General features: G+C 70.6%; 25 protein-coding genes and 1 pseudogene. 19 read left to right on the forward strand and 7 right to left on the reverse strand.

The window, feature by feature from the left end; all coding sequences use genetic code 11:
• The first annotated feature begins 145 nt into the window (after positions 1-145).
• Complete coding sequence (locus tag ACIBF7_RS33625; protein WP_271277555.1) at positions 146-1,333, forward strand: Ig-like domain-containing protein; 1,188 nt, start codon at positions 146-148, stop codon at positions 1,331-1,333.
• A 45-nt stretch (positions 1,334-1,378) separates the two neighbouring features.
• On the opposite strand, the gene ACIBF7_RS33630 is transcribed toward ACIBF7_RS33625, so the two are convergent.
• On the reverse strand, positions 1,379-2,332 hold the full coding sequence (locus ACIBF7_RS33630; protein ID WP_271277554.1) for a radical SAM protein: 954 nt from the start codon (positions 2,330-2,332) through the stop codon (positions 1,379-1,381).
• 112 nt (positions 2,333-2,444) lie between these two features.
• Here ACIBF7_RS33630 and ACIBF7_RS33635 point away from each other — a divergent pair, with 112 nt between their 5' ends.
• From ACIBF7_RS33635 to ACIBF7_RS33655, 5 genes are all read left to right on the forward strand, one after another.
• Positions 2,445-2,768: a multidrug efflux SMR transporter gene (locus ACIBF7_RS33635; RefSeq protein WP_148031575.1), complete on the forward strand. Its 324-nt coding sequence runs from the start codon at positions 2,445-2,447 to the stop codon at positions 2,766-2,768.
• Between the two features lie 20 nt (positions 2,769-2,788).
• Positions 2,789-3,337: a GNAT family N-acetyltransferase gene (locus ACIBF7_RS33640; protein WP_271277553.1), complete on the forward strand. Its 549-nt coding sequence runs from the start codon at positions 2,789-2,791 to the stop codon at positions 3,335-3,337.
• Positions 3,325-3,627, forward strand: coding sequence for a DUF952 domain-containing protein (locus ACIBF7_RS33645; RefSeq protein ID WP_219546390.1), 303 nt, complete (start codon positions 3,325-3,327; stop codon positions 3,625-3,627). The genes ACIBF7_RS33640 and ACIBF7_RS33645 overlap by 13 nt, the downstream gene beginning before the upstream one ends.
• 830 nt (positions 3,628-4,457) lie before the next feature.
• Positions 4,458-4,898, forward strand: a complete 441-nt coding sequence (locus ACIBF7_RS33650) for a ribosomal protein L7/L12 (protein WP_397198939.1) — start codon at positions 4,458-4,460, stop codon at positions 4,896-4,898.
• 36 nt (positions 4,899-4,934) lie between these two features.
• Entirely contained in the window at positions 4,935-5,180 is a 246-nt protein-coding gene (locus tag ACIBF7_RS33655) for a hypothetical protein (protein WP_219546391.1), read from the forward strand.
• An 86-nt stretch (positions 5,181-5,266) separates the two neighbouring features.
• On the opposite strand, the gene ACIBF7_RS33660 is transcribed toward ACIBF7_RS33655, so the two are convergent.
• Positions 5,267-5,713 carry a pyridoxamine 5'-phosphate oxidase family protein gene (locus ACIBF7_RS33660; RefSeq protein ID WP_397198940.1) on the reverse strand — a complete coding sequence of 149 codons (447 nt, stop codon included), beginning with the start codon at positions 5,711-5,713 and terminating at the stop codon, positions 5,267-5,269.
• Between the two features lie 177 nt (positions 5,714-5,890).
• Here ACIBF7_RS33660 and ACIBF7_RS33665 point away from each other — a divergent pair, with 177 nt between their 5' ends.
• From ACIBF7_RS33665 to ACIBF7_RS33700, 8 genes and pseudogenes are all read left to right on the forward strand, one after another.
• A complete protein-coding gene (locus tag ACIBF7_RS33665; protein WP_397198941.1) occupies positions 5,891-7,576 on the forward strand; it encodes an enoyl-CoA hydratase-related protein in 1,686 nt (561 codons plus the stop codon).
• 16 nt (positions 7,577-7,592) lie between these two features.
• A complete protein-coding gene (locus tag ACIBF7_RS33670; protein ID WP_148031568.1) occupies positions 7,593-9,122 on the forward strand; it encodes a UDP-N-acetylglucosamine 1-carboxyvinyltransferase in 1,530 nt (509 codons plus the stop codon).
• A 64-nt stretch (positions 9,123-9,186) separates the two neighbouring features.
• On the forward strand, positions 9,187-10,263 hold the full coding sequence (locus ACIBF7_RS33675) for a tyrosine-type recombinase/integrase (protein WP_397198942.1): 1,077 nt from the start codon (positions 9,187-9,189) through the stop codon (positions 10,261-10,263).
• Positions 10,264-10,410: 147 nt separating this feature from the next.
• Positions 10,411-11,223 carry a polysaccharide lyase family 1 protein gene (locus ACIBF7_RS33680; RefSeq protein ID WP_397198943.1) on the forward strand — a complete coding sequence of 271 codons (813 nt, stop codon included), beginning with the start codon at positions 10,411-10,413 and terminating at the stop codon, positions 11,221-11,223.
• Between the two features lie 205 nt (positions 11,224-11,428).
• Positions 11,429-11,953 (forward strand): RNA polymerase sigma factor, encoded by a 525-nt coding sequence (locus ACIBF7_RS33685; RefSeq protein ID WP_271277547.1) that lies wholly within the window; start codon positions 11,429-11,431, stop codon positions 11,951-11,953.
• A complete protein-coding gene (locus ACIBF7_RS33690; protein WP_148031564.1) occupies positions 11,950-12,432 on the forward strand; it encodes a hypothetical protein in 483 nt (160 codons plus the stop codon). Before ACIBF7_RS33685 ends, ACIBF7_RS33690 begins: the two co-directional genes overlap by 4 nt.
• A gap of 153 nt (positions 12,433-12,585) precedes the next feature.
• A pseudogene (locus ACIBF7_RS33695) lies at positions 12,586-12,762 on the forward strand (ABC transporter ATP-binding protein); the annotation flags it as partial.
• Positions 12,763-12,766: 4 nt separating this feature from the next.
• The gene (locus ACIBF7_RS33700) at positions 12,767-12,994 is read left to right on the forward strand and encodes a hypothetical protein (RefSeq protein ID WP_397198944.1); all 228 of its coding nucleotides are present in this window, start codon (positions 12,767-12,769) and stop codon (positions 12,992-12,994) included.
• A 164-nt stretch (positions 12,995-13,158) separates the two neighbouring features.
• Here ACIBF7_RS33700 and ACIBF7_RS33705 read toward each other — a convergent pair whose 3' ends face one another.
• Positions 13,159-13,413 carry a helix-turn-helix domain-containing protein gene (locus ACIBF7_RS33705; RefSeq protein WP_148031563.1) on the reverse strand — a complete coding sequence of 85 codons (255 nt, stop codon included), beginning with the start codon at positions 13,411-13,413 and terminating at the stop codon, positions 13,159-13,161.
• A gap of 46 nt (positions 13,414-13,459) precedes the next feature.
• Here ACIBF7_RS33705 and map point away from each other — a divergent pair, with 46 nt between their 5' ends.
• Positions 13,460-14,224, forward strand: coding sequence for a type I methionyl aminopeptidase (gene map / locus ACIBF7_RS33710; RefSeq protein WP_397198945.1), 765 nt, complete (start codon positions 13,460-13,462; stop codon positions 14,222-14,224).
• A gap of 284 nt (positions 14,225-14,508) precedes the next feature.
• Here map and ACIBF7_RS33715 read toward each other — a convergent pair whose 3' ends face one another.
• Positions 14,509-15,300 carry a MerR family transcriptional regulator gene (locus ACIBF7_RS33715; RefSeq protein ID WP_397198946.1) on the reverse strand — a complete coding sequence of 264 codons (792 nt, stop codon included), beginning with the start codon at positions 15,298-15,300 and terminating at the stop codon, positions 14,509-14,511.
• Between the two features lie 80 nt (positions 15,301-15,380).
• On the opposite strand from ACIBF7_RS33715, the gene ACIBF7_RS33720 reads away from it, so the two are divergent.
• From ACIBF7_RS33720 to ACIBF7_RS33730, 3 genes are all read left to right on the forward strand, one after another.
• The gene (locus ACIBF7_RS33720) at positions 15,381-16,142 is read left to right on the forward strand and encodes a MerR family transcriptional regulator (RefSeq protein WP_271277542.1); all 762 of its coding nucleotides are present in this window, start codon (positions 15,381-15,383) and stop codon (positions 16,140-16,142) included.
• 95 nt (positions 16,143-16,237) lie between these two features.
• Positions 16,238-16,582, forward strand: coding sequence for a helix-turn-helix transcriptional regulator (locus tag ACIBF7_RS33725; protein ID WP_271277541.1), 345 nt, complete (start codon positions 16,238-16,240; stop codon positions 16,580-16,582).
• On the forward strand, positions 16,579-17,364 hold the full coding sequence (locus tag ACIBF7_RS33730) for an SRPBCC family protein (protein ID WP_397198947.1): 786 nt from the start codon (positions 16,579-16,581) through the stop codon (positions 17,362-17,364). The genes ACIBF7_RS33725 and ACIBF7_RS33730 overlap by 4 nt, the downstream gene beginning before the upstream one ends.
• Before the next feature lie 8 nt (positions 17,365-17,372).
• Here the strand turns inward: ACIBF7_RS33730 and ACIBF7_RS33735 are convergent, their stop codons facing one another.
• On the reverse strand, positions 17,373-17,549 hold the full coding sequence (locus tag ACIBF7_RS33735) for a hypothetical protein (protein WP_187281158.1): 177 nt from the start codon (positions 17,547-17,549) through the stop codon (positions 17,373-17,375).
• Between the two features lie 100 nt (positions 17,550-17,649).
• On the opposite strand from ACIBF7_RS33735, the gene ACIBF7_RS33740 reads away from it, so the two are divergent.
• Complete coding sequence (locus ACIBF7_RS33740) at positions 17,650-18,096, forward strand: MarR family winged helix-turn-helix transcriptional regulator (RefSeq protein ID WP_271277570.1); 447 nt, start codon at positions 17,650-17,652, stop codon at positions 18,094-18,096.
• 9 nt (positions 18,097-18,105) lie between these two features.
• On the opposite strand, the gene ACIBF7_RS33745 is transcribed toward ACIBF7_RS33740, so the two are convergent.
• Both ACIBF7_RS33745 and ACIBF7_RS33750 read right to left on the reverse strand, forming a co-directional pair.
• On the reverse strand, positions 18,106-19,209 hold the full coding sequence (locus ACIBF7_RS33745) for a DUF4037 domain-containing protein (protein WP_364230950.1): 1,104 nt from the start codon (positions 19,207-19,209) through the stop codon (positions 18,106-18,108).
• Positions 19,210-19,320: 111 nt separating this feature from the next.
• Positions 19,321-20,784, reverse strand: a complete 1,464-nt coding sequence (locus tag ACIBF7_RS33750; RefSeq protein WP_397199126.1) for an aldehyde dehydrogenase family protein — start codon at positions 20,782-20,784, stop codon at positions 19,321-19,323.
• Positions 20,785-20,823 lie beyond the last annotated feature (39 nt).

Below are 20,823 nucleotides of genomic sequence, written 5' to 3' on the forward strand. Positions count from 1 at the left end.
TCCCTCCACCCGGCGGCGCGCTGACCAGCGACTCACCGCCAGAAGTGATCGAAATGTGACTGAACTCTCCGAAACCAACGCTCGTCTTACATGCAGGAGCATTAAGGTCTTTTAGTGCAGTGCATGTAAGTGGGGAGAGGTTCACTTGACCATCACAACACCCTGGAGGAAGACCGCCACAGGGGTCGCCCTGCTCGCCGCCGCGACCCTGACCGCCTCCTGCTCCGCCGCCGGCGGCACCACCCCGGCAGCCTCCGAGGCCACCACCTCCGCCACCCCCGAACCCCCCACCATCACCATCACCCCCGCCCAGGGCAGCACCAAGGTCAACCCCGGCAAACGCATCGTCGTCACCGCCGAAGGCGGCACCCTCGACGACGTCACCGTCCAAACCGGCGGCCAGCAGCTCGAAGGCACCTTCAACACCGACCGCACCAAATGGGTCTCCAAAACCGCGCTCAAGCCGGCCACCGACTACAACGTCGCCGCCACCGCCGGCGCGGCCACCGCCGCCAGCGCCTTCACCACCCGCAAACCCGACCGCGTCCTGCAAATCACCGACGTCACCCCCAACATCAAGGGCGAAACCGTCGGCATCGGCATGCCGATCATGGTCAGGTTCAACCAGCCCGTCGCCAACAAGGCCGCCGTCGAACGCGCCCTGACGGTCGAAGCCGAAAAACCCGTCGACGGCGCCTGGCGATGGATCGACGACTCCTACGCCATCTACCGCCCCGCCAAATACTGGGCCCCCAACCAGACCGTCAGCTTCAACGCCGCCCTCGACGGCGTCAAGGCCGGCAAAGACCTGTGGGGCATGAAGAACTACGACTACGCCATCGACATCGGCGACAAGGTCATCAGCAAGGTCGACGCCGCCAAGCACATGATGTACGTCTACCGCAACGGCAAACGCGTCCAGACCATGGCCATCAGCGCCGGCAAGGCCACCACCCGCGAATACACCACCACCAGCGGCGTCCACCTCACCATGGAACGCGTCAACCCCGTCCGCATGATCTCCCCAGGACGCAAGAAGGGCGACCCCGGCTACTACGACGTCATGGTCGACCACGCCGTCCGCATCTCCAACAGCGGCGAATACGTCCACGCCAAGAACAACGTCTGGGCCCAGGGCCGCCAGAACGTCAGCCACGGCTGCATCAACGCCCGCCCCGACCAGGCCAAGTGGTACTACGACAACTTCCAGCGCGGCGACATCGTCGAGATCAAGGGCACCGACCGCGAACTCGAATGGAACAACGGCTGGGGCTTCTGGCAGATGTCCTTCAAACAGTGGAAGCAAGGCAGCGCACTCAAGAACCAGACCTGAGCCCGGCCTGACACCCCCCGCACGACCCCACGCGCGGGGGAGCGGTCACACCAGCGCCAACTGCCCGAACCACGGATCACGCGGCTCCGGCTCACCCGGCCCGCACCGCATCCCGTACACCCGGCACAACTGCGCGATCTGCCCCAGAATCCGCTCCTCATAAGCGGGGGAGGGCAACCCGTCACGCCCGTACAACTCCTCATAACGCGCCACCAGCCCAGGATGCGCCTGCTCCAGCCACGCCCCGAACCACGACCGCGTCCCCGCCGGCAGCCGCAACACCACCGGCTCCACCGACCGCACCCCCGCCTGCCCGATCCGCCGCACCGTCGCCGCCAGCTGATCAGAACCATCACTCAGCAACGGCAGCACCGGCCCCATCAGCACCCGGCAATCCACCCCCGCCTCCACCAGCGACGCCACCAGCTCCAACCGCGCCTGCGCCCCCACCGCACCCGGCTCCACCGCCCGCCGGATCCGCTCGTCGACGAACGCGATCGACACCGCCACCCGCACCCCGCACTCCGCCAGCAACGCCGCATCCCGCAACACCAGCGGACTGCGCGTATAAACCGTCGCCGGCACCCCCGCCTCCGCCAGCGCCGTCACCACCCCCGGCATCAACCGGTACGTCTCCTCCGCCGGCTGATAACAGTCACCACTCACCCCCACCGCCAGCGGCTCACCACCCCACCGCGCCAGCTCCGCCCGCAACCGCGCCACCACATTCGGCTTCACCACGACCCGCGAGTCGAAATCACGCCCCGCGTCCAGCCCCAGCCGCCGATGCCCCCCACGCGCACCACAACCCAGGCACGCGTGAACACACCCCCGATACGGCGACACCGCCCACCGCTGCGCGATCCCCGCCGTCCGCGCCACCCGCTCGATCACCACACGCGCCTGCAGCTCGTAGAAACCGTCACGCACCACGGCACGCCGCTCGATCAGCGGCCGCTCATCGGCCGCCTCCACCAGAGGCTGCGCGTCCCAACCCACCGACCAAGTGGAACACGCATTCGACACCCTTTTCAACCCGGCCCACCACCCCACCCGGACGCACACCCCCCATACGCTGGGACACCCGCACCGCCTCCCGGGGAGAAACACCATGGCCTGGCTCCTGCTCGCCCTCGCCATCATCTGCGAGGTCACCGCCACCACCGCACTCAAACTCAGCAACGGCTTCACCAACCCCGGCTGGACCGTCACCACCGCCCTCGGCTACATCGCCTCCTTCGCCCTCCTGGCCCAAGCACTCAAACTCCACCTCGAGATGGGCACCGCCTACGCCGTCTGGGCCGGAGCCGGCACCGCCGCCATCGCCCTCATCGGCGCCGCCTTCATGGGCGAAACCCTCACCCTGCACAAAATCGGCGGCATCCTCCTCATCATCACCGGCGTCGTCATCCTCAACCTCGCCGGCACCCACTGAAACCCCCCTAAAATGCCTTCGTGCTCAAACCCCAATACCCCATCACCACCCCCCGCCTCACCCTCCGCCCCTTCACCCCCGACGACCTCGACGCCCTCCACGCCTACGAATCCCGCCCCGACGTCACCCGCTACCTCTACTGGCACCCCCGCGACCGCGACGCCACCCGCACCTTCCTCGACAAAAAAACCACCCGCACCGCACTCCTCGACGAAGGCGACGCCATCGACCTCGCCATCACCCACGACGGAACCCTGATCGGCAACTGCCTGCTCATCTGGACCAGCAAAGCCCACCGCCAAGGCGAAATCGGCTACGTCCTGCACCCCGACCACCACGGCCACGGCTACGCCACCGAAGCCGCCCGCGAAATGCTCCGCCTCGGCTTCGACGGCCTCCACCTCCACCGCATCACCGGCCGCCTCGACGCCCGCAACACCGCCAGCGCCCGCGTACTCGAAAAACTCGGCATGCGCCGCGAAGCCCACCTCATCGACAACGAACACGTCAAAGGCGAATGGTCCTCAGAACTCATCTACGCCATGGTCGACCACGAATGGACCCCATGATCCACCACCTCGCCCTCGCCACCGACTGGACCCACGCCCAGAACACAGGGGAGTACCGCATCTCCACCCTCGGCCGCACCCTCGACCAAGAAGGCTTCATCCACTGCAGCCGCGACCACGACCAACTCCGCACCGTCCACGCCACCTACTACAGCCACGTGACCGAACCCCTGCTCATCCTCGACATCGACCCCACCGGACTCGACATCCGCCACGAGAACGGCTACCCCCACCTGTACGGACCGCTCCCCACCACCGCCGTCACCCGCACCCGCCCCTACCACCCCTGACCCCGCACACACGAAAACGGCGAGCCCACCATCCTCAGCGGCACACCCGCCTCAGACCATGGACCCGCCGTACACAACACCCCGCCACCGGCACACCCCCGCACACCGGCAACCGGAACAATCAGCGCGGAACCCGCACCCCCGGCCCCACCACAGCCGCCTGCGGCCGCCGCACCGGAAGCTCCCCACCAGGCCCCGCGACCGGCTGAGACACCCCCTGCCCCATCGACGGCACCATGGACTGAGGCAACGCCTGAGGCGCCTGAGGCGCGCGCTGCCGCACCTGCTCCACATGCGCGGCACGCCGATCGGCACACCCACCCGGGCAGTAACCGTTCGTCAGGATCAACCGCCCACGCAGCGGCGTATACGCCTCGCGCCCGTCAGCGGGAAGAACCCCCTGACACACCGGACATAACACGGACTCGTTCCCCACGTGCTGCTCCTCTCGCGGCGCGATAGCAGAAGACCACCCTAAAGGCCACCCCTGCCCGAGGGCGAGGAATCAACGACAAGTCATGTCACCTGTCAACCACACACCGCATCCAGCCCGCACCCGCCGCCCACCGGGGGAGAGGTCCCAACCTGAACCCGCCACACCCCGCCACCAGCGACAACACCGGCACCACAAGATCACATCACACATCGATAACGCCCGACAGCCACAACGACGTCACTCACCGTCACGTAACGCATGTCACAACATATAAATCCCGCACCACCGAAACCACCCAATCTGACTAACCGCCAACAGGGCACCACTCAGCCACTACTTGACATAATGTCCATTATCAAGCAACCACAAGAGCGCCCGAGATACCATCCCAGCCATGCCCACCACCGAGTTACTGATCATCGCCACAACCCTCGCCATCCTCGCCGCCGGCGCCACCATCCTCATCAAAAACAGAAACACCCGCGGCCGCACCACACCAGCGCCGTCACACGTCCAGCTCACACGAGACCAGCTCGACACCCAGCTCCACACCCTCATCCAGCAGAACAAGATGATCCACGCCATCAAACTCCTGCGCGAACAGACCGGCATGGGCCTGCGAGAAGCCAAGGACGCCGTCGACGGCCTCGCCGCGGGCCGCCCCATCAGCCACCCCGCCTACACCGCCCTCACCGGTACACCCGCCCAGCCCGACCTCGCCACCCGGGCCCGCCACCTCAAAGAAGCCGGCCACACCGAACAGGCCATCCTCCTCGTACGCGCAGAAACCGGCATGAACGAGGAAGACGCCGCCACCTTCGTCGGCACGCTCTGACTCCCGCGAGGCGATCTCTTTACGTACGATCGACTCATGGCCGTATCCACCGGGGGTCTGATCGCGCTGACCTTCGTCGTCACCGTCGCGATCATCTACCTGATCATCCTGGCCGTCCGCCTGACCAAGGCGCCCCGCAACCGTCCCTCCCCCCGGCAGGACATCATCGACCAGGCCCGCGAGCTGAAGGCGATGGGTCAGATCCAGGAGGCGGTCTTCCTCGTACGCGGCGAGACCGGCATGAGTCACCGGGCCGCCACTCGCCTCGTCAACCGCCTCTAACCCGGACAAACCACCCGATACCAAACAGAAGCTGAATTCTGTTTGGTATCGGATCGGAACCGGTCAACGCGGAAAAAAGGTCGCGGCTACGCGCGCTCCACCCTGCGCAGCCCATGCCCGGGCGTCCACCACTCGACGACGAGCACCGTCGCCTTGTCGTCGAGATGCGTGTGCACGACCTCGGCGATGTCGGCACGGAAACGATCACCGTCCGCTCCTCCCCCGCCGGCGAGCGCCCGCCCGGCGATCTTCGCCTCGCCGGGCCACTGCGCCTCGGAGCCCTCGACCGGGTCGACGGTGGCGCTGTGCAGGGCGAAGCGCGGGTCGCGGCGCAGGTCGGCGCCCTTGCGGGCGTTGGGCATGGAGCCGAAGACGAGTTCGCCGTCCTCGAAGGCGGCCTCGATGCCGGAGATGCGGGGTGATCCGTCGGTGCGCAGGGTGGCGATGGTCTTGTGTCTGTGGGCGTCGAACAGCGCTCGTACGCGCCGGGCGAATGCGGGCTCTGCTTGTTCGACCTCGTGCCACGCCGTCATGGGCCCATGGTGGCACGGTCGTGTGGGGGTGGCTCCACTCCCCCGGATGTGGCGGGTTTTGCTGGGATCTGTCATCGACGTTTGCGTGGACGTGTCAGCATGCTTGCCTGTACGGGCCGGGCGGGGCTGTGCGCGTCCCTTCCGGCGGCACGTCCCACCGGTGAGGATGATCTTCCTGTGCGTATCCTGCTTGTCTGTTCCTCCTTCGACGGTCTGGTGCAGCGTGTCTGGCTGGCGTTGCGCCGGGCCGGGCACGAGGTCAGCGTGGAGCTGGCGCTGTCGGAGCGGTTGGTGATGGAGGCGGTCCGGCTGGCGAAGCCGGATCTGGTGATCTGCCCGTCGGCGGCGGGGCGGGCGCCGGCGCCGTTGTGGGAGGGGGCGCGGACGGTGGTGATCCGTCCGGGGCCGCCGGGTGATCGGGGTCCTTTTCCGCTGGAGCGGGCGATCGCGGGCGGGGTGGGTGAGTGGGGTGTGACGGCGTTGCAGGCCGGGCGGGAGATGGAGGGGGCGCCGGTGTGGGGGCATCGGATGTTCGCGATGCCTGCTGAGCCGCCGCGCAGGTCGGCGTTGTATCGGGGGCCGGTGGCGGAGGCGGCGGCGGAGCTGGTGCTGGAGGTGGCGGACAGGGCTGCCGATCCGGGGTTCGTGCCGGAGCCGCCGGTGCCGGGCGGGCCGGTGGTGCGGGTGCGGGAGCCGGGTGGGGTGTTGTCGTGGGAGGCGCCGACGGAGGAGGTGGTGCGGCGGGTGCGGGCGGCTGATGGGGAGCCGGGGGTGGTGGCGGAGTTGTGCGGGCTGGCGGTGCGGGTGTTCGACGTGTATCGGGGGCCGGTGTTGGGGGGTGCGCCGGGTGTGGTGGCGGGGCGGCGGGAGGGTGCGGTGCTGGTGCACACCGGTGACGGGACGGTGTGGGTGGGCCAGTTGCGGGCCGGGGAGGGGGGTGCGGTGACGTTGCCGGCGGTGTCGGTGCTGGGTGGGCGGTTGGACGGGGTGCGGGAGCGGCCGGGCTTCAGCGAGATCACCTATGACCGGGGTGATGGTGTGGGTGTGGTGGGGTTCGATTTCTATGAGGGGGCGATGTCGGCGGGTCAGTGCCGGCGGCTGGTGGCGGCGTTGCGGTATGCGGCGGCGCAGGATACGCGGGTGCTGGTGGTGCGGGGTGGTGAGGTGTTCTCCCGGGGTGTGCATCTGGAGGTGATCGAGGCGGCGCGGTATCCGGAGCTGGAGGCGTGGATGAACGTGACCGCGTTCGGTCTGCTGTGCCGGGAGCTGGTGGCGTGTACGGGGCAGCTGGTGGTGACGTCGGTGGGTGGTGACGCGTGGGCGGGCGGGGTGATGCTGGCGCTGGGCGGTGATCGGGTGATGGTGCGTTCGGGTGTGGTGCTGAATCCGCATTTTCGGACGTTGGGGTTGTCGGGGGGCGGGTTGTGGGCGTACGTGCTGCCGCGCCGGGTGGGGGCGCGGCAGGCGCGGCGGCTGGCCTGGCGGGCGTTGCCGGTGGGCGCGCAGGAGGCGGTGGAGCTGGGGCTGGCGGATCGGGTGGTGCCGGGGTCGCGGCCGGAGTTCGAGGGGGCGGTGCTGGAGTACGCTGACAGGCTCGCTTCCAGCCCGCGTTATGAGCGGTTGCTGGCGGCCAAGCGGGAGGCGCGGGAGGCCGATGAGCGGCGTAAGCCGTTGGAGGCTTATCGTGCGGAGGAGCTGGCGGAGCTGAGTCGTGACGTGTTCGGTGACCGTCGCGGGTTCGGGGAGGCCCGGAGGGCGTTGGTGCACGGGCGGCGGCCCGCGTGCACGCCGGCGCGTCTGGCCCTGCATAGGCGGGGGTCCGGCGCGTCGCCGGCACCTGACGCGGAGGCATCTCATATGTGAGATAGGTTGAGGTGTTGTGGGAGATGACTACCTTGTACGGATCGGTCGGCTGATCCGGGACGCGCGGCAGCACCGCGGATGGACGCAGCTCCAGCTGGCGGATGCGCTGGCGACCAGCCAGAGCGCTATCAACCGGATCGAGCGCGGCAACCAGAACATCAGCCTTGAGATGATCGCCCGGATCGGTGAGGCGCTCGACAGTGAGATCGTCTCTCTCGGTTACGCGGGGCCGATGCACCTGCGGGTCGTGGGCGGGCGGCGCCTGTCGGGCAGTATCGAGGTGAAGACGTCGAAGAACGCGTGTGTGGCGTTGCTGTGCGCGTCGTTGCTGAACTCCGGGCGGACGATCCTGCGCAAGGTGGCGCGGATCGAGGAGGTGTACCGGATCCTGGAGGTGCTGGCGTCGATCGGGGTGCGGGCGCGGTGGATCAACGAGGGCAACGATCTGGAGATCGTGCCGCCGGCCCGGCTGGAGCTGGAGTCGATGGACACCGAGGCGGCGCGGCGTACGCGGAGCGTCATCATGTTCCTGGGTCCGCTGATGCACCGCACGGACGTGTTCCGGATCCCGTACGCGGGGGGTTGTGATCTGGGCACGCGTACGGTGCAGCCGCACATGTCGGCGCTGCAGCATTTCGGGCTGCACATCACCGCGACCGGTGGGTTCTATCACGCCGAGGTGGAGCGGGGGGTGTCGCCGAAGCGGGCGATCGTGCTGACGGAGCGCGGTGACACGGTGACGGAGAACGCGCTGCTGGCCGCGGCCCGTCATGACGGGGTGACGGTGATCCGTAACGCCTCCTCCAACTACATGGTGCAGGATCTGTGCTTCTTCCTGGAGGAGCTGGGGGTCCGGGTCGAGGGGGTGGGCACGACGACGCTGACGGTGCACGGGGTGCCGGACATCGAGCGGGATGTGGACTATTCGCCGTCGGAGGATCCGGTGGAGGCGATGAGCCTGCTGGCCGCCGCGGTGGTGACGTCGTCGGAGCTGACGATCTGCCGGGTGCCGGTGGAGTTCCTGGAGATCGAGCTGGCGGTGCTGGAGGAGATGGGGCTCGACCATGACCGGGGTGAGGAGTACGCGGCGGCCAACGGCCGTACCCGGCTGGTGGATCTGACGGTGCGGCCGTCGAAGCTCGTCTCCCCCATCGACAAGATCCATCCGATGCCGTTCCCGGGTCTGAACATCGACAACGTGCCGTTCTTCGCGGCGATCGCGGCGGCGGCGGAGGGGTCGACGCTGATCCACGACTGGGTGTATGACAACCGGGCGATCTACTTGACGGAGCTGACCCGGCTGGGTGCTTCGGTGAAGCTGCTGGATCCGCATCGGGTGCTGGTGGAGGGGCCGACGCGGTGGCGGTCGGCGGAGATGATGTGCCCGCCGGCGTTGCGGCCCGCGGTGGTGGTGCTGCTGGCGATGATGGCGGCTGAGGGCACGTCGGTGCTGCGCAACGTGTACGTGATCAACCGTGGTTACGAGGATCTGGCGGAGCGGCTGAACGCGTTGGGGGCGCGGATCGAGACCTTCCGCGACATCTGAAAGTGTCGGTGGCGGCCGCTACCGTGTCCTTCTGCTGGATCTTGACGGGAGAAGGGGTGCACGGGTGCGGCCTGCGGAGCTCGACCGGGTGTCGGTGGCGGAGGCGGCGGACCGCTACGTGGAGCTGGTGCGGGCGAGGGTGCTGACGGGGGCGTTGTCGGCGGCGACGGCGGAGGTGTACGCGCGTGACGTCGCGACGTTGGTGGAGCTGGCGGGCGCGGGCCGGGTGCTCGACGATCTGACGGGTGAGGATGTCGACGCGGTGCTGCTGGCGTTCGCCCGCAAGCCCGACGGCCGCCGGCCCGCCGGTGGGGAGGCTGGTGGGCGGGGCCGGCAGTCGGCGTCGTCGCAGGCGCGGTTCCGGCGGTCGATCTCGGCGTTGTTCAAGCATGCGGCGCTGGTGGGCTGGGTGCAGGTCAATCCGATGACGGTGGCGACGATCACGGCCAGGGAGCGGGGCGGGCTGCGGCCGGAGCGGCGGGCGCTGACGCGTGAGCAGGCGCAGGGTCTGGTGGGGGCGGCGCGGCGGCTGGGTGAGGAGCCGTCGGGGCCGGGCCGTCGTGATCAGCGGACGGAGTTGCGTGACGCGTTGATCGTGCTGTTGCTGGCCACGCTGGGGCCGCGGGTGTCGGAGCTGGTGCGGGCCAATGTGGAGGATTTCTTCACCAATGACGGTGTGCGTTATTGGCGGATCTTCGGCAAGGGCGGGCGGACGCGTGACGTGCCGTTGCCGTCGGATGTGGCGCGGGTGCTGGAGGCCTATCTGGAGCGGGGCCGGTCGGAGTCGGCGGACAAGGCGTTGCTGTTGTCGTGGCGTGGGCGGCGGCTGGCGCGGGGTGACGTGCAGGCGGTGATCGATCGGGTGCAGCGGCGGGTGGATCCGGATCGGCGGCGTACGGTCACGCCTCATGGGTTGCGTCATACGACGGCGACGCATCTGCTGGCGGACGCGGTCGACATGGACGCGGTGCGGCGGGTGCTGGGGCATGGTGATCTGTCGACGCTGGGGCGTTATCGTGACGAGTTGCCGGGTGAGCTGGAGGTGGCGATGCGGGCTCATCCGCTGTTGAAGGAGCCGCGTCCCGGTCGCGTCCGGGACGGGGTGGGGCCGGGCGGGGACGTTCACGACGGGCAGGGTTGAGGGTCCCCCTCGGGCATGGGCTGCCGAGGTCTGGCATCGGACCTTTTGCGGATCGTTTGACGGCCGGGCACCGCGGACGGTTTCGCCGCCACCAGCGGCGGCGGCCTGTCCACCACCACGGGCGGCGCCGCGGGCCAGACGGTCACCGTGACGACCTACGCGGACCTGGTCCGTTACGCCACGGCGAGTCAGCCGTACGTGATCCGGGTCAACAGCACCCTGGCCGCCTCGCCCAGGGGCAGCGAGATCCGCGTGGCCTCCGACAAGACCATCGTCGGCGTCGGCAGGAACGGCACCCTCGCCGGCGGCGGCTTCCTCCTGGACGGCGTCTCGAACGTCATCATCCGCAACATGACGATCCGGGACACGCTGATGCCCGAGGACGACCCCGGTGACGACACCTATGACTTCGACGGCGTCCAGATGGACGGCGCCCACCACGTGTGGATCGACCACAACCACATCACCCGGATGAACGACGGCCTGATCGACAGCCGCGAGGACACCTCGTATCTGACGGTGTCGTGGAACGTCATCGCGGAGGGCCGCAAGGCGTTCGGCATCGGCTGGACGCCGAACGTCACCTCGCGGATGACCATCCACCACAACTGGCTGCGTGACAACGCCTCGCGTAACCCGTCCACGGACAACGTGGCCTATGCGCACCTGTACAACAACTATCTGCAGAACATCACCGGCTACGGCAACTACGCGCGCGGCGCCACCAGGATGGTGCTGGAGAACAGCTACTTCCAGAACGTGAAGGATCCGTACTACCGCGATGCCTCGGCCCAGCTGCGGCAGTCGGGCAGCGTCTGCTCCGGGTGCACGGGCCGGCAGGAGACCGGGGGTTCGGCGTTCACGCCCGGCTCGTTCTACTCCTACAGCCTGGAGGCGGCCTCCCAGGTACCGTCGCTGGTCCAGGCGTACGCGGGCCCGCAGCCGAACATCGGCGCGTGACTGGAGTACCTCCGGCCCAGCGACATCTTCGTCATTCGCCTGTCACGCGCCGCACGATCCCTGCGGCATCTGCTCGACCTGGCCGCGCAACTCCGTGAGCGCGACGTCGACCTGCCGGTTGCGGTGACCGTACTCCATAGGTGATCCGGGAACCGTGAACCTTCTTGGCTTCTCGCCCGACTGTGCAAGATGACGGGAGGGCGAGATGACCGATGAGCTGCTGGTGGTGCGCGCTCAGCTGGGAGAGCGTGCGGCGCTGGCCGAACTGCTGGCTCGGTGGCGGAGACCGGTGTGGATCTATGTGCGCCGCATGCTGGATGCTGACCGGGCCGACGACGTTACGCAGGAGATCTGGCTGGCCGTCGTCCGCGGCCTGCCCCGGCTCAGGGAACCCGGCCGGTTCGCGCCGTGGCTGTTCACGATCGCCCGGCGGTCGGTCACCGACCGGCTGCGCGGTGAGTACGCCCAGGAGGAGAAAACGTCCGGATTCGGCGACATGGTCGTCGAAGACCCGGCTGAGGCCATGGTGGATCGTGCCGCGCTCGTGAGCGTGCTGTCAGCTCTGCCGGTGCTGGAGCGGGAGATCCTCGTCCTGTTCTACCTGGAGGACCTGCCGGTGGAGGAGTGCGCCGACATCTGCCAGATCCCGGCCGGAACAGTCAAGTCCCGGCTCAACCGCGCCCGTCGTCTGCTGCGTGGACACCTGGAGGAGAAGGGATACGGGCCATGACGGACGAACCACGCCTGTCGGCGCAGGACATGATCGAGCACCTGGCTCCGGTGCTGTCGCTGAGAGTCCGGATCCGGGCGGTGACGACACTGCTGGCCGGTGCAGCCGGCGCGGTGTTCGTGGGCACGTTGTGGTGGTCGGAGCCAGGGCCGCTGCCCGGGCGTACGCATGTGGCGTTCGCGTTGTTCACCGTGCTCTGCCTGGCCTGGGCAGCCTACGGTGGGTGGCTGCTGACGCGCCGGGTTCCGCTGTTCGCCACCGATCGGGTGATCGCCGCCTGGATCGGCCTGGCCGCCTCGCTGGCCACCACGGCACTCGTGACCGTCGTAGCCGTGCAGCGTGGCACCGGGGCGGGGCTCGCCCTGGCGGTCGGGGGCCTGTTCGCCGCAGTGGCCCTGGCACTGGCGCTGCGCGCCCATGCCCGGCGCGCAGCGCTGCTGCGCCGCATGCACGAGCTGACCGGCGGGGAAGAGCGGTGAACGCGCTGCGGACCAGCGGCCTGGGCAGGCGTTACCGGCAGCGGTGGGCGCTGCGCGAGGCCACCATCGCGGTGCCCGCCGGGGTCAGGGCCGCGTTGGTCGGGGCCGAACGGGGCAGGCAAGTCCACGCTGCTGAATCTGGTTTCCGGCCTGCTGACGCCCACCGCGGGACGGGCGGAGGTCTTCGGCCGTCCGCTGGGGACGGCCGCGGTCGCGTTCGTCGCCCAGGACACGCCACTGTATCGCCGGTGGAGCGTCGCCGACCTGCTGCGCTTCGGCTCCGCGGCCAACCCCCGCTGGGATCGTGCGGCTGGGCAGTCACTGCTGTCCGGGCATGACATCGGCCCGCGCGAGCGGGTGGACCGATTGTCCGGCGGCCAGCGCACGCGTCGCCCTGACCGGTATCGCCTATCTGGCGATCCGACGCCTAGCCATGAAGGACATCACGATGGCCCACAACCCGAAATTCATCCGCCGGCGGCTCGGCACGACGGTCTTGGTCGTAGTGGCCGTGCTCGTCGCCGCGATACTCCTCGCTGGTGTGATCGCGCTGCTGGGCTGAAGCGCCTGCGTGGTGAGCCGGCCTCAGTTACGGTCTGAAGAACCCGCGGCGATGACCAGGCAAGTCACAGCAAGATCAACGCTGTTCGGGGCTCATGACACGTTTCTTGCCGACACCCGTGACGGGTTCGGGGGCCGCACTCCCCCGCTGCTTGCCGGAGCAGGTCAGGTGGGGACGGCGGGGGTGGTGTGGAGGGCGAGGTCGTCGAGGGAGATGCCGAGGACGTCGGTCAGGGCGGCGATGGTGAAGAAGGCGGGGGTGGCGATGCGGCCGGTCTCGATCTTGCGGAGGGTTTCGGCGGACATGCCGGCGGCGGTGGCGACCTCGGTGATGCTGCGCTCGCCTCTGGCCTGGCGCAGGAGGGTGCCGAGGCGCTCGCCGCGCAGGCGTTCTTCGGGAGTGAGCGGGGGACGGACCATGCCCGCAAGTCTATAACCCAATAGAAATACCGGTATAGTTATCGCCATGGTTGAGATCAAGACCACCGGCGAGCTCCAGGCCATGCGTGAAGCCGGCCGCGTCGTCGCCCGCACCCTCCAGGCCGTCGCCCGCCACGCCGCCCCCGGCACCCCCATAGCCGAGCTCGACGACCTGGCCGCCACCACCATCCGCGAAGCCGCCGCCACCTCCGCCTTCCTCGGCTACCAGCCGCACTTCGCCCCGACCCCCTACCCCGCCGTCATCTGCGTCTCCGTCAACGACGCCATCGTCCACGGCATACCCGGCCGAGACCGCCTGCGCGACGGCGACCTGGTCAGCGTCGACTGCGGCGCCTACCTCGACGGCTGGGCCGGCGACGCCGCCATCAGCTTCACCGTCGGCACCGCGCATCCCGCCGACCGCGCCCTCATCGACACCACCCGCCAGGCCCTCGCCGCCGGCATCGCCGCCGCCGTGCCCGGCAACCGCATCGGCGACATCGGTCACGCCATCCAGACCGTCGCCGCCCGCGGCCGCTACGCCGGCCCCGCCGACTTCGGCGGCCATGGCATCGGCCGCCACATGCACGAGGACCCCCACGTCAGCAACCGAGGCCGCCCCGGCCGCGGCATGACCCTGCGCGCCGGCATGACCCTCGCCATCGAACCCATGCTCGCCCCCGGCAGCGGCCACTACCGCGTCGCCGCCGACGGCTGGACCCTGCGCACCACCGACGGCAGCCGCGCCGCCCACGCCGAGCACACCATCGCCATCACCGACGACGGCCCCGTCATCCTCACCGAACCCTGACCACCCCAGGCCGGCACGTCCCCCGCCGTCCTCCGGAGGCGAGCCGAACGCCGCGGCCCCACCCTGATCACCCCAGGCCGTCCTACGCCGAACTTTCGGAGGCGAGCCGCAGCCCGCGCACCGCCTCCAGGCCACCCGGCTGCGGGCCGCGCTGCCACGGCACGCGGCGGGGCGCTCAGGTTGCCCTCCGCCGTAGGGGACGGCAGCCCGTCGTGGGAAACATCTCCCCCTGCGTCACCTCCGCCAGCCGCAGCCCCGCCACCGCTCCCCCACGGCCGCCGGCCTCACTCCTCCTCGAAGCGGACCAGCACATCCGTCACCAGCCGATCCGGCGCCGTCACCGCCGGATCCGACACGTACACCTCACGCACCTCCAGCGCCACCAGCCGCCGCTCCCCGCACCACGCCAGCACCGCACTCGCCGTCAGCGGGATCTGGTCGTACGGGCCCACATGCCGGGCAGCCGCGAACACCCCGCCCGCAAGCACCCCCGCGCCCGCCTCCGTCGCCGCGCTGTCGCGCCACGCCCCGCCCGGCACCTCCCGCGCCACCAGCACCTCCACCACCCCGTCCAGATCCACCGGGAACACCCCCGTCAGCCGCACCTCCCCCTCCCCCGCCGAGACGGCCAGCACCCGCGCCACCGCCGCCGAGGTGGCCCGGCCGATCCCCTCCGGGCCGCCCGCCACCTCGCGCGCCACCAGCACCCGCCGCGCCGGCAGCCGCGCCACCGACACCTCCGGCGCAGGCAGGCCGCCGGCCATCACCCGCTCCAGCGACGCCAGCGTCCGCCGCCGCCGCGCCAGCTCCGCCTCCAGCCCCGCCCTGACGTCCTCCAGCGCGCCCGCGTCGCCCTCCAGCACCCGCCCCACCACCGGCAGCGGCACGTCCAGCGACCGCAGCAACCCGATCGACAACGCCACCCGCGCCTGCGACGCCCGGTAATAGCGGTAGCCCGTCACCGGATCCACCCACGCCGGAACCAGCAGCCCCAGCTCGTCGTAGTGCCGCAACTGCTTCACGCTCAACCGGCCCAGCCGCGCGAACTGCCCGATCGGCAGCAGATCACCGTCCACGCCCCCAGCATGGGCCCTCCCGAGAGGGGGCGAGCCCAGCGGGTTGCGCCTCACCCGGCGTGAGGCTTCAGGCTGGTCCCATGAGCCTCACCGTCGGACACGTGGCCAGACTGGCCGGCATCACCGTGCGCACCCTGCACCACTACGACGAGATCGGCCTGCTCACCCCCGGCGAGCGCACCCACGCCGGCTACCGCCGCTACACCGACGACGACCTCGTCCGCCTGCAGCAGATCCTCCTCTACCGCGAGCTCGGCTTCCCCCTCGACGAGATCGCCGTCATCCTCGACGACCCCGCCACCGACGAGCTCACCCAGCTGCGCCGCCAGCACGAACTCCTCGTCCGCAAGACCGAACGCCTGCGCGAGGTCATCACCGCCGTCGAACGCGCCATCGAAGCCCGCACCCGCGGCATCGCCCTCACCCCCCAAGAACGCCTCGAACTCTTCGGCGCCTTCACCCCCGAGGACCACGACGCCGAGGTGGAACGCCGCTGGGGCGGCAGCGCCGCCTACGAGCAGAGCCGCCGCCGCGTCGCCTCCTACACCAGGGCCGACTGGCTGGAGCTCAAGGCCGAAGCCGAGGCGATCAGCCGGGGCCTCGCCGCCGCCTGCGAGGCCGGCCTGCCCCCGGACGGCGAGCACGCCATGGACCTGGCCGAGCGGCACCGCGGCCACATCAGCCGCTGGTTCTACACGTGCACGTTCGAGATCCACCGCGGGCTCGGCGAGCTGTACGTGTCGGATCCGCGGTTCACCGCCACCTACGAGACGCTCGCGCCCGGCCTGGCCGCTTTCCTGCGTTCGGCTATCGCGGCCAACGCTTGTCGGTCTGGTGCGTAGATTTCTGTACGAACCGGGCGAATTTACTTTGTAGATTAATAAGTCCGGATTTAATGCCGTTGCCGGTATATAACCATTGCGGTATGTTGGCTGGCATGCGTTTCGACGTGCTCGCCGAGCCCGCCCGGCGGCGGATCCTCGATTTGCTGCTGGAGCGGCCCCGCCCGGTCGCCGAGCTCACCGCGGAGCTCGGCCTGTCCCAGCCCGGCACCTCCAAGCACCTGCGGGTGCTGCGCGAGGCCGGGCTCGTCACCGTACGCAAGGAAGCGCAGCGCCGCTGGTACGAGCTGCGCCCGCAGCCGCTGGCCGAGATCGACGCCTGGCTCGCCCCGTACCGCAGTCTGTGGAGCGGCAGCTTCGACCGGCTGGAGCGGCACCTGGACACCATGCCCGACCCAGCGCCCGATCCCATGCCCGACCACCGCGAGGAGGACCGGTGAACGACCACCTGATGATCCGTCCCGACGGCCGCACCGAGCTGCGCATGAGCCGCCGCCTGCCGCACCCGCCCGAGAAGGTGTGGCGGGCCGTCACCGAGCCCGGCCATCTCAAGCAGTGGTTCCCCGCCGAGCTCGTCATCGACGGCGACCGCGTCCGCTACGGGTTCGGCCCCGACGGCCGCGTGCTGGAGCTGGACCCGCCCCGGGTGTTCGCCCACAGCTGGGGCGACGACGAGCTGCGCTGGGAGATCCGCCCCGACGGCGACGGCAGCCTGCTGACCCTCACCCACGTGTTCGGTGACCGGTTCGGCGCGGCCAGCTTCGCCTCCGGCTGGCACACCTGCATGGCCGCACTCGCGGCCCTGCTCGACGGCCGCCCGCTCCCCCGCCCCGGCGACATGGGCCGGCTGCACGAGGACTACGTGGCCATCCTCGGCCTGACCTCCGGTGAACTCTCCGGCGGCGCGGTCCGTCTCGAACGCCAGCTCACCCGTCCCGCCGGCGAGGTCTGGCACGCCCTGGAGGGCGGGCGCGCCGAGCCCGGGTCGCCGCCGCCGGCCCCGTTCACCGCCGCGGGGGTGACGGCCGGGCCGGTCTCACGCGCCGAACCGGGAAAGATCCTGGAGTACGCGACCGGCGGCGGCACCGTGCGCTGGGAGCTCGGCGAGGGCACCGGTCACGGCGCCCGCCTCACGCTCACCGGCCCCGGCGACGCCGCGACCCTGGCGGCCTGGCGCGCCCGCGTGGAGCAGCTGGCCGAGGCCCTGCTCGACGCCGGCTGAGGCGCCCATCAGTAGAAGTGCATCACCACGGCCAGGCCGACGAAGTGCATGAGCGCCACGGCGACCAGCAGGGCGACGAACACGAACTTGGCCGGGCCGTGCTCGAAGTGCTTGCCCTCCTTCAGCGGAGGCAGCTTGGCCTGGCGCTCGGCGATGCGCTCCTCCAGCGACTTGCGGTGAAACACGTGGCGTCCCCAAGATTTGCGTGTCAACTTTTTGTACAGTAATAGTTTGTACGCAAACTAATCTACCAGGGGCGACCGGAGGTGGGCACGCGTGAAGCCTGTGACAGAGGCGACAGACCTGCTCGCCCTCGACCGGCAGGTGTGCTTCGCCCTCAGCGTCGCCTCACGCGGAGTGATCGCCCTCTACCGGCCGCTGCTGCGGCCTCTCGGCCTCACCCACCCCCAGTATCTGGCCATGCTCGCCCTCTGGCAGCACGAGCCCCTGTCGGTCAAGGAGCTCGGCGAGCTGCTGCAGCTCGACGCCGGCACCCTGTCGCCGCTGCTCAAGCGGCTGCAGGCGCTCGGCTACATCCACCGCGAGCGCAGCAGCCTGGACGAGCGCGCCCTCTGCGTCACCCTCACCCCCGAAGGACGCCGGCTGCGGGCCGAGGCCGAGAAGATCCCCCCGGCCATCGTCGCCCGCCTCGGCATGGACCTCGACGAGCTGCAGGACCTGCACCAGGTCCTCACCCGCGTCATCGCGGCCGCCCGCAACGCCCAGCCCTGACGCGAGCCGTCAGGCGGTGAGACGGTCAGGCGGCGCGGACAGGCCCAGGGCGGCGGCGGTCGCGGCGCGCGCCCGGGGCGGCGACGTCAGCAGATCGGTCGAATCCGACAGCTGGTCGACGCAGCCCGCCACCGGCAGGCTCCGCACCACCGGATCCGACACCGCCCCCAGCAGCGCCGCCGCGAAGCGCTCCCCGCCGATCACCTCGAACGGCCGGTCATGGTATCCGCGCACCCCTTCGTCGAGCCGGCCCGCCAGGCCGACCCGGTTCTGCAGCGCGGCCAGCCGCCGGTAGGCCGCCGACAGCCCTTCCTGGCGCTGCCGCCACGACCGGGCGGCCAGGGCCGCGCCGAGCGCCTCCGCCAGCTCCGCCGACCCCGGCATCCGCGCCAGCGCGCTGCCCAGCCATTTGGCGTACGGGGGGTAGCGCCGCCGCAGCAGCAGCGCCAGCCGCATCACCTCCCGCACCAGCCGCGCGCCCTCCACCGCCGACCCGAGCTCGTCGCCCACCTCGCCGCACCGGCCCACGAACGCCTCCTCCTCGGCGATCCGCCGCCACTGGCAGGCCAGCACGTAGCGCCACACGTCCTGCGGATACCAGCGCAGCAGCCCGCGCACCGCCTCCAGGCCACCCGGCTGCGGGCCGCGCTGCCACGGCACGCCCTCCGCCGCCGGGGACGGCAGCCCGTCGTGGAACACCTCCCCCTGCGTCACCTCCGCCAGCCGCTGCCACGGCACCGACAGCCAGTCCAGCAGCGTCACCCCCCGCCGCGGATCGAACCCGAGCCGGCCGCTCAGCCACGACCCCAGCTCGGTCACCACCACGCCCGGCCGCCTCTCCCCCAGGTAGTCGAACACGGTCGGCTGGCCGCGGAACCGCTCCGGCAGCCCGGCGGCCACCCGGGCCTCCACCTCCGTCACCACCCCCGCGGGCGCGAAGACCAGCACGCGCGGCCCCCAGTCGTGGTCGGTCGAGCGGCTGGTGTCGAACGCCAGCACCTCCGACCCGGGACCGATCAGCGCGGCACTATGCGGAACACCGGCGACGAGCGGCGCCACGACCTCACCGTAGAAGGCGCGGGACAACTCGATACCGGGCATGAAATCGGACATCACGCCGTCCACTGTGCCTGACGCCGCCGCCGGTCACATCCGAATTATCCGCGCCCCCGGCAGGGCCGGCGCCCGGCCGGAAACCCGCTCCCGGCCGGGGCCCGCGCGCCGTCAGAAGGGGTAGCGGGGCGGCTCACCCCGCATCGTGATCCAGCGGGTCTCGGTGAAGGCCTCGATGTTGGCCGCGGCCCCGCCGAACCGGGCGCCGGTGCCGGAGGCGCGCACCCCGCCGAAGGGCGCGTTCGCCTCGTCGTTCACGGTCTGGTCGTTGATGTGCACGATCCCGGTCGGGATCCGCTCGGCGACGGCCAGGCCGCGCATCACGTCGCGGGTGACGATGCCGAGCGACAGCCCGTACTCGCCGGCGGCGGCCAGCTCGGCGGCCTCCTCCGCAGAGGAGACGCGGGTCACCGGCGCGACCGGGCCGAAGACCTCCTCGGCGAAGGCCGGCGCGGTCAGCGGCACCCCGGCCAGCACGGTCGGCCGGTAGAACAGCTGCTCGTAGGTGCCGCCGGAGGCCAGCTGCGCGCCCTGCTCCACGCTGGCGGTGACCAGGCCGTGGATCTTGTCGCGCTGCCCGGCGTCGATCACCGGGCCGAGCGCGACGTCGCCGGCGGCCGGGTCGCCGACCGGCAGGGCGCCCGCCTTGGCGGCCAGGCCCTCCACGAACGCGTCGTAGAGCCGGTCGGCGACCAGGTGGCGGCCGGTGGTCATGCAGATCTGCCCCTGGTGGAAGAACGACCCCCAGGCGGCCAGGTTCACGGCCTCGTCCACGTCGGCGTCGTCCAGCACGAGCAGCGCCGAGTTGCCGCCGAGTTCCAGGTGGGCGCGCTTGAGGTGCCTGCCCGCCAGCTCGCCGATGCGCCGGCCCACCGGGGTGGAGCCGGTGAAGGAGATCACCCGCACGTGCGGGTCGGCGATCAGCGCCTCGCCCACGTCCGCGCCGCCGGGCAGCATCTGCAGCACGCCCGGCGGCAGCCCGGCCTCCTCCAGCACGCGCGCCATCAGGGTGCCGCCGGTGACGGCGGTGCGCGGGTCGGGCTTGAGGATGACCGCGTTGCCCAGCGCCAGCGCCGGCGCCACGGAGCGGATGCCGAGGATGATCGGCACGTTGAACGGCGAGATCACCGCCACCACCCCGGCCGGCATGCGGCGCGCCATCGACAGGCGCGGCTGCTCCGACGGCAGCACCTCGCCGATCGCGCGGCCGGGCAGCGTGGCCGCCTCGTAGCATTCCTCGGCCGCCACGTGCAGCGCGAACCCGGCCATGCCGGGCACCGCGCCGACCTCACGGACGTTCCAGCCGCTGATCTCCTCGGCGTGCCGCTGCCACAGGTCGCCCGCCCGGCGCAGGACGGCGGCGCGGGCGGTGTGCGGCAGCGCGGCCCACTCCCGCTGCGCGGCCGCGGCGCTCGCGGCCGCCTCGGCCACGTCAGCGGGGGTCGCCAGCCCCATCCGGCCGAGTTCGGCGCCCGTGGCCGGTTCGACGACGGCGTAGTCGCCGCCGTGCCCGGCCGTCCACACGCCGTTCTTGAAGATCTTGCCCTGCCAGTCGATGGTGTCGAGCAGTGCCACGGCCGATTCGCCTTTCTCCATGTCGTCTCTTCCGATCGT

The sequence above is a fragment of the Nonomuraea sp. NPDC050478 genome (assembly GCF_044458265.1).
GTDB classification, from domain to species: Bacteria; Actinomycetota; Actinomycetes; order Streptosporangiales; family Streptosporangiaceae; genus Nonomuraea; species Nonomuraea ferruginea.

Bases quoted from the DNA above. Each gene is read 5' to 3' on its own strand.
- ACIBF7_RS33635 (WP_148031575.1), top strand. From the start codon at position 2,445: ATGGCCTGGCTCCTGCTCGCCCTCGCCATCATCTGCGAGGTCACCGCC.
- ACIBF7_RS33645 (WP_219546390.1), top strand. From the start codon at position 3,325: ATGGACCCCATGATCCACCACCTCGCCCTCGCCACCGACTGGACCCAC.
- ACIBF7_RS33650 (WP_397198939.1), top strand. From the start codon at position 4,458: ATGCCCACCACCGAGTTACTGATCATCGCCACAACCCTCGCCATCCTC.
- ACIBF7_RS33655 (WP_219546391.1), top strand. From the start codon at position 4,935: ATGGCCGTATCCACCGGGGGTCTGATCGCGCTGACCTTCGTCGTCACC.
- ACIBF7_RS33660 (WP_397198940.1), bottom strand. From the start codon at position 5,713: ATGACGGCGTGGCACGAGGTCGAACAAGCAGAGCCCGCATTCGCCCGG.
- ACIBF7_RS33685 (WP_271277547.1), top strand. From the start codon at position 11,429: ATGACCGATGAGCTGCTGGTGGTGCGCGCTCAGCTGGGAGAGCGTGCG.
- ACIBF7_RS33690 (WP_148031564.1), top strand. From the start codon at position 11,950: ATGACGGACGAACCACGCCTGTCGGCGCAGGACATGATCGAGCACCTG.
- ACIBF7_RS33700 (WP_397198944.1), top strand. From the start codon at position 12,767: ATGACATCGGCCCGCGCGAGCGGGTGGACCGATTGTCCGGCGGCCAGC.
- ACIBF7_RS33705 (WP_148031563.1), bottom strand. From the start codon at position 13,413: ATGGTCCGTCCCCCGCTCACTCCCGAAGAACGCCTGCGCGGCGAGCGC.
- map (WP_397198945.1), top strand. From the start codon at position 13,460: ATGGTTGAGATCAAGACCACCGGCGAGCTCCAGGCCATGCGTGAAGCC.
- ACIBF7_RS33720 (WP_271277542.1), top strand. From the start codon at position 15,381: ATGAGCCTCACCGTCGGACACGTGGCCAGACTGGCCGGCATCACCGTG.
- ACIBF7_RS33725 (WP_271277541.1), top strand. From the start codon at position 16,238: ATGCGTTTCGACGTGCTCGCCGAGCCCGCCCGGCGGCGGATCCTCGAT.
- ACIBF7_RS33745 (WP_364230950.1), bottom strand. From the start codon at position 19,209: ATGTCCGATTTCATGCCCGGTATCGAGTTGTCCCGCGCCTTCTACGGT.